Raw genomic sequence first — 13,247 nt, forward strand, 5'->3', positions numbered from 1 at the left:
CCTGGAACCTCAGCCCCGGACGAAATCCGCCCCGCGCAGCCGCACGGGGCGGCCGGGCACCAGTTCCACGTCGACCCGCCGGCTGCCCAGCCGAACTCGTCGCTTCCCCGCAATTCGGCCGACAAGCACCGCCTCTTCCAGGCCGCCGTCGCGCCAGCGCAGGTCGACCGTGCAGGCGCCGCGCGCGCGCAGCCCCGACACCGATCCGCTCGCCCATGCGCGCGGCAAGGCGGGCAGCAGCAGCAGTTCGTCCTCCCGACTCTGCATCAGCATCTCGGCGATCGCGCGGGTGCCGCCGAAATTCCCGTCGATTTGGAACGGCGGATGCGCGTCGAACATGTTCGGGTAGGTCCGCTCAGGCCCGAGCAGGAAGGTCAGGATGCGGTGGGCATGCGCGCCATCGCGCAACCGCGCCCACAGATTCGCCCGCCACGCCGTCGCCCAGCCGGTGGACTCGTCGCCGCGCGTTACCAGCGACCGCTGCGCAGCCTCGGCCAGCGCGGGCGTGCGATCGACATCGATCTGGTTGCTGGGAAACAGGCCATAAAGATGCGACACATGCCGATGGTTCGGCTCGGGCGCCTTTGCATCCCAGTCGCCCTGCCATTCCTGAAGCCGCCCGTCCGCCCCGATCTGGTCCGGCGCGAGCTGCGCCCGCGTCTCCCGGACGATCGCCGCGAAGCTCGCATCCTCGCCTAGGATCCCAGCCGCCCGCGCCACTTGGTCGAACAGGTCGCGCAGGATCTGCTGGTCCATCGCTGGCCCGGCACAGATGGACGCACCGAACGGATGCACATTCTCCGGCGACAGTGACGGGCTGGTCACCAGCTTCCCGCTCGCGGGATCGCGTTGCAGCGTGTCGATGAAGAACAGCACCGCACCCTTCATCAGCGGATAAGCCTGACGCAGAAAGCCCAGGTCACGCGAATAGTCGTAATGCTCCCACAGATGGGTGCACAGCCAGGCGCCGCCGGTCGGCCACAGGCCCCATTGCGCCCCGTCGATCGGCGCCGCCACACGCCACAGGTCGGTATTGTGATGGCACACCCAGCCGCGCGCGCCGTACATCGTCCGCGCCACCTTCTCGCCCGTGACCGCCAGGTCGCGCACCGTCGCGATCAGCGGATCGACGCACTCGGGCAGCGCCGCGACCTGCGCCGGCCAGTAGTTCATCTCGGTATTGATGTTGACCGTGTACTTGGATTCCCAGGCCGGCTTGTTGGAATCGTTCCAGATGCCCTGGAGGTTAGCGGGCTGGCTGCCCGGTCGCGAAGACGCGATCAGCAGGTAGCGTCCATAGTCAAAGTAGAGCGCGGCAAGCCCCGGATCGTCCTGCCCCTGATTGGCTCGAATGCGCAGATCAGTCGGCTGATCCGATCCCGGCCCCTGCCCCAAATCAAGGTTCACTCGCCGGAACAGCGCCTGATGGTCGGCAACCGCCCTGGCGTGCAGCCGGTCGAAGGACTGGCTCACCGCCTGGTCGAGCGTGGCGAGCGTCAGTCGCTCTGGATCCCCGCCCACATCGTCGAAGCGCCGGTAGCTGGTAGCCATCGCCAGCAATACGGTCACACTGCGGGCGCCGCGCACCCGCAACAGCGTGGCCTCGGCGCGCACCGCGCCGCCCTCCGTTGCCACACTCGCACGGGCGGCGAAGCGCAGCGCACCCTCCACCCCGGCCCGTCCGGCATTGCGCCCCATCATGAGCAGCGAAGTGCCCGAGGCCGACCGCGCCAGCCCCGGCTGGGCGGACTGCAACGCCACGCTCATGTCGAACGGCTGGTCCGCAGACATGCGGACAGCGATCACCTGGTCCACCGCCGATGCGAACACCTCCCGCCGATGGCGCACCCCGTCCAGCGTGAACCACGTCGTCGCGACCGCGCTGTCCAGGTCCAGTTCGCGCTCGTAGTCGATCGCCTGCCCCGCCCCTGCGTCGCCCAGGGTCAGGGTCAGCTCTCCGAGGGACTGATAGGCCATCTGGGTCTTCGGCGTGCCCATCAGCCGGGCGTTCGCCAGCGCCTCCGCCTGCGCGAACTTCTCCGCCGCGATCAGCCGCCGGACCTCCGGCAAGGCATCATTCGCCAGTGGGTTGGTGGGATCATAGGGCCCACCCGTCCAGAGCGTATCCTCGTTCAGTTGCAGCGTCTCGGTGCCAGCGCCGCCGAACACCATCGCCCCAAGCCGCCCGTTGCCGACGGGCAGTGCCTCGGTCCAGACGGACGCCGGCTGCCGATACCAAAGCCGCTTGCGCGGGCCCGGCCCGGCAGCCGACGCCGCCAGGACGTCTGAATGGGTGAGGGCCACCGCCATCGCGGCGCCCCCCTCCAGCACGGCACGCCGCGACAGCACGATCCAGCGTCAGCGCAGCTGCAGCACGACGACCGACTTGGCGGGCAGCGTCACGCTGAGCGTACCGCCCGACACCGTGGCGCCCGTGAACGCCGCGGGCTTCACCACCTCGGGCGCGTCGAAGCTGTTATGCGCGTCCATTGCCGCGGCCGTCACGATACGGCCCTCGACACTGCCGGCCTGTACGCCCGCCAGGTTGACCGTTATCGGCAGCGCTCGGTTAGGGTCGACATTGACTAGCGCGACATGCACCTGGCCTGCCGTGTCCCGCACCGCCGAGGCGCTGATCGCCGGGATCGCCACTTCGTCCTTGTGGTACCAGGGCGAGGTCAGCTCCACCGGCAGGGAGGTCGCGCCCTGCCAAGGCTTGTACAGGTCGAACACCCAATAGGTCGGCGTCTTCACCATCCTGGCGCCGTCCGTCAGCAGCATCGCCTGCAGCACGTTCACCATCTGGGCGATGGCGGCCATCTTCACCCGCTCGGCATGGCGGGTGAAGATATGGATGTTGAGCGCCGCCACCATCGCGTCGCGCAGGCTGTTCTGCTGCTGCAGGAAGCCGGGGTTAGACCCCGGCGCCGGATCATACCAGGTGCCCCATTCATCGACCGCCAGCATCACGCGCTTTTCGGGATCGTACTTGTCCATGATCGCCGAATGCTTGGTGATATATTCGTCCATCTCCAGCGTGTGCGCCAGGGTGCTCGCCCATTCCCGCTCGGGGAAGCCCAGCGCTGCGCCCTTGTCTTCCCACTTCTCGTCGCGCGGCCGCGTGTAGAAGTGCAGCGCCAGCCCATCGATGTGCTTGGCCGACAGCTTCATCATCTCCTCGGTCCACTCGTAGTTCGCGTCGGACGGACCACTAGCGATCTTCAGCATCGGCGGCTTGCCCGTCTTAGCAAAGGTCGAGAACTGGTTGGTGAGATCGGCAGCATATTCTGCGCGCATGTTGCCGCCACAGCCCCACAGCTCGTTGCCGATTCCCAAATAGTGGACGTTCCACGGAGCGGCATGGCCGTTAGTCGCACGCTCCTTGGCCAGCACGGTGGAACCCTGCGGGCTGGTCATGTAATCGAGCCACTGGGTAGTTTCCGCCGGCGAGCCGCTGCCAAGGTTGGCTGCGACATAAGCACGGGCGCCCAGCCGCTCAACGAAACCCATGAACTCGTGCGTGCCGAAGCTGTTGTCCTCGTTCACGCCGCCCCAGTTGGTGTTGATCTTCACCGGGCGCTTGCCGCGCGGCCCGATGCCGTCGCGCCAGTGATACTCGTCGGCAAAGCAGCCGCCGGGCCAGCGCACCATCGGCACCTTGATCGCTTTCAGCGCCTCCAGAACGTCGCGCCGATAGCCTCCGTCATTGGGGATCTTGGAACCCTGTCCCACCCAGATGCCGCCATAGATGCCGGTGCCCAGATGTTCGGCGAACTGGCCGAATACGTCGGGATGCACCTGCGGGCCTGGGCGGTCGGCGCGGACCGTCGCAGCAGCGGGCGGCGTGTCGCTGTCCTGCGCATAGGCGGGAAGGACCATCGCCGTGCCAGCCAGGACGAACGAGTAGAACAGTCGACGCATGCTGAACCCCTTTTCTAGAACACGTGCTTGAACATTGGTCGCCACGCGCGAGCGGAACAGCGGATTGGAAAGTGCGCCCGGTGCCCAGGGCCGGACTGTGGCCGAGCCACAACATTCAGCAACCTTCAGGAGCTGAACCGCTACATCTCTCTCCCGCTGTTCTGCCTCTGACTTGGCGAACATGTGCTTTTTAATAGGAGTAATGGACGCTGGAGCAGCGCGTCAATGCTTTCATGTAACGATCCATTCCGGAGGACGATCGAGACGCGAGGCGGTACACCCCAGTGGCGGCTACACAGCGTCGGTTTAACCGGTCCCACCAGATTCAGGCCGTTGCCATCGTGAAAATGCCGGGTATGGTACCGCTCACATAAGAAGAATATCAGAGAGGATAGCCGATGCCCCTGCATCGTAAGGCCGTGGTTGTTGCCGCGCTTTTGTCGTCGGCCATGCCGGCATTTGCCCAGACCACGCTGCGCCTGGATAGGTCGGACTATTTCGAGGCTCCGGGCGTAAACTGGCTTGTCTTCTCGAACGTCAACGAAGGGTTGTTCGCCGACGCCAAGATCAGTGGCGTCGAGCTGATCCAGCAGGGCATCCGCACCGCCACCAACGGCGATGTGCGCCTTGCCGCCACCCCGGGCCAATGGGATCCGGCCGGTGCCTTTGTAAGCCGGCGCGTCGACAAGGCCAACGGCGTGATCGAAGCGGTCATGAAGTATCCGGACTTCCAGTACACGGTCCGCGCGGAGCGCCGCGGCGGATCGATCGTGCTGTCGGTCCTGCTCAACCAGCCGCTGCCCGCGACCCAGGTCGGCAAGGCCGGCCTCAACCTTGAATTCGTGCCCTCGGCCTATTTCCACCGCAGCTACACCACCGATGGCAAGGCGGCGCTGTTCCCGCGCTATCCCGCCGACCTGATGGCGCTGACGCCGGAGCGCAACCTGGCGAGCGGGCGCAGCGACGGACCGGGCGCCGAGCCGCTCCCCTTCGCCAGCGGCCGCAGCCTGGTGCTCGCGCCGGAGGACCCGGCGCGCCGTGTCAGCATCGCCACCAAGGAGGGCAGCCTTGCGATCTTCGACGGCCGCAACCAGGCACAGAATGGCTGGTTCGTGGTGCGCCAGCTGCTGCCCGGCGGCCGTACCGGCCGCGTGCTCGAATGGACGCTCGACGCCAGCAGCGTGCCGGGCTGGCTTCGGCCGCCGGTGATCGGCCATTCGCAGGTCGGCTATTCGCCTGAGGGCGCGAAGATCGCCACTGTCGAACTGGACCGAGACGATCGCCGCAAGCTCCAGCCGCGCCTGCTCAAGCTGAACGCCGCCGGCACCTTCACGCCGGTCAGCACGCTGCCAGCGCGCGAATGGGGCAACTATCTGCGCTACCGCTATGTGCAGCTGGATTTCAGCAAGGTCACGGCGCCAGGTACCTATGCTCTCGAATATGGCGACACCCGCACCGCGCCCTTCCCGATCGAAGCCGGCGTGCTGAACAATGGCTGGAAGCTGACCAACGACGTCTACTTCCCCATTGCCATGGACCATATGGCGGTGAACGAAGCCTATCGCGTCTGGCACGGCGACCCGCATCGCGACGACGCGCGCCAGGCCCCGCTCAACCACGAGCATATCGACCTCTATCGCCAGGGGCCGACCACCGACACGCCGTTCAAGCCGGGCGAGCATATCCCTGGCCTCGCGGTCGGCGGCTGGCTCGACGCGGGCGATTTCGACATCCGCACCCAGACGCAATATCAGGTCATCCGCCAGCTGGTCGACGCGTGGGAGAATTTCGCGATCGACCGCGACACGGTGTCGGTCGACTGGCCATCGCGCCGGGTCGAGATGCATGTGCCCGACGGCACGCCAGACATCCTGCAGCAGATCCGCCACGGCAGCATGCAGTTGATCGCGCAGTATGACGCGGTTGGTCATGCCATTCACGGCATCGTCGAGCCCGACGTCGGCCAGTACACCCATCTCGGCGACGCCGCGAGCAAGACCGACGGGCTGATCTACGATCCCAAGCTCAGGCCCTATGAGCGCGCCTATGACAAGCAGGGCGGGCGTAGCGGCACGCCCGATGATCGCTGGGCCTTCACCAGCAAGGCTTCGGCGCTCGACTATGGCTCGGCCGCCGCGCTCGCCGCGACCTATCGCGCGTGGAAGGGTCGCGACGCGGCTTTCGCCAAGCGCTGCCTCGATCTCGCGCAGAAGATCTGGACCGACGAGCACAGCCACGCGCCCGACCTATTCCAGCACGGCAATACGACGGGCGGCCCGCTCGAGGTGGAGGAGTTCACCGCCGCGGTCGAACTGCTCGTGTCGACCGGCGACAATCGCTATGCCGACCGGGTTCAGGCGCTGACCCCGGCCATGCTGCGTGCCTTCGGCTTCACGGCGGCGACCATGGCAAAGGCCATCCCGCACATGCCGGCAAGCTACCGTGCCGCGCTCGAACCCGCGGCGCGCGACTGGGCGACCAAGGCCCAGGCGGCGCTGAAGGAGAACCCCTTTGGTGTGCCGATCACCGCCGGCGGCTGGGCCGGCAGCGGCGCAGTGCTGAACTTCGGCCTCACTGCCTATGCCCTGCACCAGGCCTTCCCGGACTTGGTCGACACCGCTCCAGTCACGCGCGCGCTCGACTTCCTGCACGGGCACCATCCGGCGTCAGATCGCTCGTTCGTCTCAGGCGTCGGCGCTCTGTCGAAGGAAGTGGCCTATGGCAGCAACCGCGCCGACTTCTCCTTCATCCCTGGAGGGGTCGTGCCCGGCGTCCTGCTGCTCAAGCCCGATTATCCGGAGAACCGCGACGACTGGCCCTTCTTCTGGGGCGAGAACGAATATGTCGTGCCGGAAGGCGCCATGTACATCTCGCTCGCCAACGCGGGAGCGCGTCTGGCGCAGGGCGGCAAGTGATCCGGCAACCCCGCAACAGCTTCAACAAGAACAAGTCTTAACAACAGGAGAGGTCGAATGGCGAACAGAATGAACCAGCGAGCAACGGGCCGCTCGCGCAGCTTCCTCGGGCGGCGTGCTGCCCTGATCGGTGCGGCACTCGCCTGCGCCCTGTCGGTCCCGGCCTATGCGCAGGACGATCAGATGCGCCCGATCGCGATCCCGTCGCAGCCCACTGCCATCGAGCTCGGCACCGGCCCGCTCCCCGGCGGCAACACGCCCGAATCCTGGCACAGCCAATATGGCAGTGTCTTCGCCCGCAATGTGGTGGTCGCGACGCTCACCCCCTTCCTGCCCGATCCCGCCAAGGCGAACGGCACTGCGGTCGTGGTCGCGCCCGGTGGCGGCTTCCGCACCTTGTCGATGGAGAATGAAGGGTGGGACGTCGCCAAGGCGCTCGCCGCCAGGGGCGTCGCTGCCTTCGTCCTCAAATACCGCCTGAACCAGACGCCGCGTGAGATGGCCGCCTTTGAGAAGTCGATGGCAGAGATGTACTCGACCACCGCAGCGCACCCGCCGCGGCCCAACCCTGACCAGATGATGGCCGGCCTCGCGCCGCAGATCACCGACGCGCGCGCCGCGTTCGCTCTGATCCGCAAGCGTGCGGGCGAATGGCGCGTTGACCCGAACCGCGTCGGCATGGTCGGCTTCTCGGCCGGTGCGATGCTTACCATGGCCACTGCAATGGCCGGACAGGATGCCAAGCCCGCGTTCATCGCCAACATCTACGGTCCGCTCGCCAGCGTCACCGTACCTGCCGACGCACCGCCGCTCTTCGTCGCGCTGGCATCCGACGACCCCTTCTTTGCCAATAGCGGGTTCGGCCTGATCGACGCCTGGAAGGCTGCCAAGAAGCCGGTCGAGTTCCACCTCTATGAGCAGGGCGGACATGGCTTCGGCATGTATCCCAAGACGACCACCAGCACTGGCTGGTTCGATGCCTTTGCAAGCTGGATGACCATGCACGGCTGGATCAAGCCGGCCAAGTAACCCGATGCTTGGGGCCGACCGCAATTCACGCGCCGGCCCCAAGCCAACAAGTGATCCGCAGCGCAGCCATTTATTCCGATGGTTCGCGCGGTCCCGGAATGTGGTGATCGCCAGGTGCCGTCCAGCACGAACGGGTCGGCGGCTGTGAGCGCCCCCGGCGCCGACTATCAACCCGAAGGTTCTGCGTCATTGTGACCTGCCAAGTGTGCTGGACGGGTCCAAGGCAAACCTCGACCTAGAGCGGACAATCGGCCCCTGCCCGCTTATTAAGCTCGGACGTTCATTCATCGCGCCCCGGCAGGCATCTCCGCGCCCCATAGCTGTCGTTGCACCCGCTTTTGAGCGACCCAGAAGGCCATCGTTGATCAATCCGGCAGAGGACGCTGGTAGCCGAAGCTAACCGGTCGTCCGTCGAGTGCCCCCGCTTAGGCGCACTATGCAAATACTATGGCAATAGCCGGTTTCCTGTCTCGAATCCCAATGCGGCCTCTGCCTAATGAGCAGCCCTGATGATCCTGCCGGGCGCTCCTGCCCAGGCGATCATCGTGGGGAGCATCAAGATGAAGTCCGTAACGGCCCTTGCGGCCGCAATGCTTGTTTCCGCAACCGCTGCGCCGGCCTTTGCGCAGGATAGCGCGTCCGAAAGCGAGCCAACGCCAGCGGTCACCGTCAGCGGATCTGCGACGATCGCATCTGACTATCGGTTTCGCGGCGTGTCGCAGAGCAATAACGAGATGGCCGTGCAGGGCGGCGTCACGCTCGCGCATGAGAGCGGCTTTTATGCGGGCGTCTGGGGATCGAACCTTGCCGGGTGGGGCACCTTCGGCGGCGCCAACATGGAACTCGATCTTGTCGGTGGCTACAAGGTGGATCTGGGCAGCGGCACGCTGGACGTCGGCGTGACCTGGTACATGTACCCGGGCGGCGCGGACAAAACCGATTTCGCCGAGCCCTATGTAAAGCTGTCGGGCACCGCCGGCCCCGCTACCCTGGTCGCCGGCGTCGCCTATGCGCCCAAGCAGGAAGCGCTCGGCCGCTGGTACAATACCGGCGCCGATGCCGCAGCGGGCGTCTACAACAACCCTGGCGACAAGGAAGACAATCTCTACCTCTGGGGTGACGCCGCCGTCGGCATCGCGGGCACGCCGTTCACCGCCAAAGCGCATATCGGCTATTCGGACGGCAATCCTGGCCTTGGCCCCAACGCGACGAGCGTGGCACCGACCGGCAAATACTGGGACTGGTCGATTGGCGTCGACGCGACCTGGCGTAACCTGACGCTCGGCATCTCCTATGTCGACACCGACATCAGCGACCGCGATGCGGCCTATCTCCAGCCCAGCTTCAGCAACGGTCAGGACGGCACCGGCAGCATTGCCAAAGGTACCGGCCTGATCTCGCTGACCGCAGCCTTCTGACCAAGGAGAACCCCGATGCAGGACCTGCTCTGGATCGCGATCATGGGGGGGCTGCTGGCGCTGACGCTGGCCTATGTCCGCCTGTGTGACAAGGCATAGGGAGGCGAGCATGACCATCGACCTCTGGCTGGCTGCCCTGACGGCGATCGGCCTTCTCCTTTATCTCGTGGCGGTTCTGATCCGCCCCGAACGCTTCTGAGGGGAGCGGAACCATGACTATCCAGGGCTGGATCCTGATACTCGCCTTTGTCGGCATCCTACTGGCACTGGCCAAGCCCGTCGGCACTTGGCTGTTCGCGCTGTACGAAGGCCGCCGCACGCCGCTGCACGTGGTGCTCGGCCCCGTCGAACGCGGCTTCTACAAGCTGGCCGGCATCGATCCCACCGCCGAGCAGAGCTGGCGCCGCTATGCGGTGCACATGCTGATCTTCAACGCAGTGCTGATGCTCTTCACCTACGCGGTGCTGCGCCTTCAGGGCATGCTGCCCGGCAACCCGCAGGGGCTGGCCGGCGTCGGCGAGCATCTGGCGTTCAACACCACCATCAGCTTCGGCGCTAACACCAACTGGCAGAGCTATGGCGGTGAATCGACCATGTCGAACCTCAGCCAGATGCTGGGGCTGACCATCCACAACTTCCTCTCGGCGGCAACCGGCATCGCACTAGCGTTCGCGCTGTTCCGCGGCTTCGCCCGGCGCTCGGCGGCGACGATCGGCAATTTCTGGGCGGACTGCACCCGCGTCACGCTGTACCTCCTCCTGCCCCTCTGCGTGGTCCTCAGCGTCTTCTACATCGCCAGCGGCGTGCCGCAGACGATGGCCGGCGCCGTGAGCGTCAACACGCTGGAAGGCGCGCAGCAATCGATCCTGCTCGGGCCTGTCGCCAGCCAGGAAGCGATCAAGATGCTCGGCACCAACGGTGGCGGCTTCTTCAACGCCAATTCCGCGCATCCGTTCGAAAATCCGAACGCGCTTACCAACTTCATCCAGATGCTTTCGATTTTCCTGATCGGCGTCGGCCTCACCTGGTGCTTCGGCAAGGCCGTCGGCAACACACGCCAGGGTTGGGCGATCCTCGCGGCCATGATGATCCTGTTCCTGGCCGGCACCACCGTCGCATACTGGCAGGAAGCCGCAGGCAACCCGGTGCTCCACAATCTCGGCGTCGCGGGCGGCAACATGGAGGGCAAGGAAGTCCGCTTCGGCATCGCCGCCAGCGCGCTCTTCTCGGTCGTCACCACTGCTGCCTCGTGCGGCGCGGTCAACGCGATGCACGACAGCTTCACGGCGCTGGGCGGCATGATCCCGCTGCTCAACATGCAGCTGGGCGAAGTCGTGATCGGCGGCGTCGGCGCGGGCATCTATGGCTTCCTGCTGTTCGCCATTCTCGCGGTGTTCGTCGCCGGGCTGATGGTCGGGCGCACGCCGGAATATGTCGGCAAGAAGATCGAGGCGCGCGAGGTCAAGCTGGCGGTGCTTGCCATCGCCATCCTGCCGCTGATCATCCTGGGCTTCACCGCGCTGTCGGCGGTCACGGAACAAGGCTTGGCCGGCCCGCTCAACAAGGGGCCGCATGGGTTCAGCGAGATCCTCTATGCCTTTACCAGCGGCGTTGCGAACAACGGCTCGGCCTTTGCCGGCCTGACCGCCAACACCCCTTGGTATAACGGCTTGCTGGGTGTCGCGATGTGGCTCGGCCGCTTCTTCATCATCGTGCCGATGCTGGCGATCGCCGGCTCGCTCGCAGCGAAGAAGTACACGCCCGCCAGCGCCGGGTCATTCCCGACCACCGGCGGACTTTGGGTGGGCCTGCTTGTCGGCATCATCCTGATCCTGGGCGGCCTCACCTTCCTGCCGAGCCTCGCGCTCGGTCCCATCGCCGATCATCTCGCGATGATCCGCGGCCAATCGTTCTGACGGGAGCGCCACCATGGCTCGCACCGCGACAAAATCGCTGTTCACGGCAGACTTGATCGTTCCGGCGATCAAGGATGCCTTCAAGAAACTCAAACCCAGTGAGCTCGTCCGCAACCCGGTGATGTTCGTCACCGCGTGCGTGGCGCTGCTGCTCACCATCCTTATCAATGTCGGTGGCGATGGATTGTCGCTCGACTTCAAGGTCCAATTGGTCGTCTGGCTGTGGCTGACCGTGCTGTTCGGCACCTTTGCAGAGGCGCTGGCGGAGGGTCGGGGCAAGGCGCAGGCCGCCTCGCTGCGCGCGACAAAGGCCGAACTCACCGCCAAGAAGCTCAAGGACGGCCGCACCAGCCAGGTCGCCGCCAGCCAGCTTCGCGCCGGTGACGTGGTGCTGGTGGAAACCGGCGATCTGATCCCGGCCGATGGCGAAGTGATCGAGGGTGTCGCCTCGGTCAACGAAGCCGCCATCACCGGCGAATCCGCGCCGGTGATCCGCGAGGCCGGCGGCGACCGCTCTGCGGTGACCGCAGGCACGCGGGTGATCTCCGACCAGATCAAGGTCCGCGTGACCGCCGATCCGGGCCAGGGCTTTCTCGACCGCATGATCGCGCTGGTGGAAGGCGCCGAGCGGCAGAAGACCCCGAACGAGATCGCACTCACCCTGCTGCTCGTCGGCCTGACGATCATCTTCCTGATCGCCGTCGCCACCATCCCCGCTTTCGCCAGCTATGCCGGCGGCAGCATCCCGGTGGCGATCCTTGCGGCCTTGCTCATCACGCTCATCCCCACCACCATCGCCGCCTTGCTGTCGGCGATCGGTATCGCGGGCATGGACCGGCTGGTGCGCTTCAACGTGCTCGCCAAGTCGGGACGCGCGGTCGAGGCTGCGGGCGACATCGACGTGCTGCTGCTCGACAAGACCGGCACCATCACCATCGGCGACCGTCAGGCGAGCGAGTTCCGCACCGTTGCGGGCACGTCCGACGCCCAGCTTGCCGAAGCCGCGCTGCTCGCCAGCCTGGCCGACGAAACGCCCGAAGGCCGCTCGGTCGTGGTGCTGGCGCGCGAGAAGTTCGGTGTCGCGACCACTTCCCTGCCCACCGATGCGCAGGTGATCCCGTTCACTGCCCAGACCCGCATCTCGGGCGTCACCATCGGCGGCAGCACGATCCAGAAGGGCGCGGTGGATTCGATCCTCCGAGCCAATCCCGGCCTGGGCGAAACCGCCGCCGCCACCGAGCTGCGCCGGATCACTGACGAGATCGCCCGCGCCGGTGGCACCCCGCTGGCGGTGGCGCAGGACGGCAAGCTGCTCGGGGCGATCTTCCTCAAGGATGTGGTGAAGGCAGGCATCCGCGAGCGCTTCGGGGAGCTTCGCGAAATGGGCATCCGCACGGTGATGATCACCGGCGACAATCCGCTCACCGCCGCCGCCATCGCCGCCGAAGCCGGCGTCGACGACTTCCTCGCCCAGGCGACTCCGGAGGACAAGCTGGCGCTGATCCGCAGCGAGCAGCAGGGCGGCAAGCTGGTGGCGATGTGTGGCGACGGCACCAACGACGCGCCCGCTCTCGCGCAAGCAGATGTCGGCGTGGCGATGAACACCGGCACCCAGGCCGCGCGCGAGGCCGGCAACATGGTCGACCTCGACAGCGACCCGACCAAGCTGATCGAAGTGGTCGGTCTGGGCAAGCAGCTGCTGATGACCCGCGGGGCACTGACGACCTTCTCGGTTGCCAACGACGTCGCTAAATATTTCGCCATCATCCCGGCGATGTTCGTGGCGCTCTACCCCGGCCTTGGCGTGCTCAACGTCATGGGGCTCGGGACACCCGAAAGCGCGATCCTGTCGGCGATCATCTTCAACGCGCTGATCATCCCGCTGCTGGTGCCACTCGCGCTTCGGGGCGTGACGTACAAGCCGATGGGGGCAGGCCCGCTGCTCGCCCGCAACTTGGCCATCTATGGCCTGGGTGGCCTCGTCGCGCCGTTCATCGGCATCAAATTGATCGACCTGGCCGTAAACGGCCTGGGTCTCGCCTGAGGAG

The 13,247-nt window shown here is 66.1% G+C and carries 8 protein-coding genes; 6 read left to right on the forward strand and 2 right to left on the reverse strand.

Annotation, left to right across the window (positions count from 1 at the left end):
• Positions 1-9: 9 nt before the first annotated feature.
• Both LQ953_RS10280 and LQ953_RS10285 read right to left on the reverse strand, forming a co-directional pair.
• Positions 10-2,349, reverse strand: coding sequence for a glycoside hydrolase family 95 protein (locus tag LQ953_RS10280; protein WP_231030711.1), 2,340 nt, complete (start codon positions 2,347-2,349; stop codon positions 10-12).
• A gap of 9 nt (positions 2,350-2,358) precedes the next feature.
• On the reverse strand, positions 2,359-3,921 hold the full coding sequence (locus LQ953_RS10285; RefSeq protein ID WP_231030713.1) for an alpha-N-arabinofuranosidase: 1,563 nt from the start codon (positions 3,919-3,921) through the stop codon (positions 2,359-2,361).
• Between the two features lie 398 nt (positions 3,922-4,319).
• Between LQ953_RS10285 and LQ953_RS10290 the strand changes: the two genes are divergently transcribed.
• The 6 genes from LQ953_RS10290 to kdpB all read left to right on the forward strand — a co-directional run bounded on the left by LQ953_RS10290 (position 4,320) and on the right by kdpB (position 13,243).
• Positions 4,320-6,836, forward strand: coding sequence for a glycoside hydrolase family 9 protein (locus LQ953_RS10290; protein ID WP_231030715.1), 2,517 nt, complete (start codon positions 4,320-4,322; stop codon positions 6,834-6,836).
• 69 nt (positions 6,837-6,905) lie between these two features.
• Entirely contained in the window at positions 6,906-7,865 is a 960-nt protein-coding gene (locus LQ953_RS10295; RefSeq protein ID WP_443026565.1) for an alpha/beta hydrolase, read from the forward strand.
• A 560-nt stretch (positions 7,866-8,425) separates the two neighbouring features.
• A complete protein-coding gene (locus LQ953_RS10300) occupies positions 8,426-9,283 on the forward strand; it encodes a TorF family putative porin (RefSeq protein WP_231030856.1) in 858 nt (285 codons plus the stop codon).
• A gap of 109 nt (positions 9,284-9,392) precedes the next feature.
• Positions 9,393-9,482, forward strand: a complete 90-nt coding sequence (gene kdpF, locus LQ953_RS10305; RefSeq protein ID WP_231030718.1) for a K(+)-transporting ATPase subunit F — start codon at positions 9,393-9,395, stop codon at positions 9,480-9,482.
• A gap of 13 nt (positions 9,483-9,495) precedes the next feature.
• Positions 9,496-11,199, forward strand: a complete 1,704-nt coding sequence (gene kdpA / locus LQ953_RS10310; protein ID WP_231030720.1) for a potassium-transporting ATPase subunit KdpA — start codon at positions 9,496-9,498, stop codon at positions 11,197-11,199.
• 13 nt (positions 11,200-11,212) lie between these two features.
• Positions 11,213-13,243: a potassium-transporting ATPase subunit KdpB gene (gene kdpB, locus LQ953_RS10315; protein ID WP_231030721.1), complete on the forward strand. Its 2,031-nt coding sequence runs from the start codon at positions 11,213-11,215 to the stop codon at positions 13,241-13,243.
• The last annotated feature ends 4 nt before the right edge of the window (positions 13,244-13,247 follow it).

This window comes from Sphingomonas sp. IC-56, assembly GCF_021043375.1.
Lineage (GTDB): Bacteria > Pseudomonadota > Alphaproteobacteria > Sphingomonadales > Sphingomonadaceae > Sphingomonas.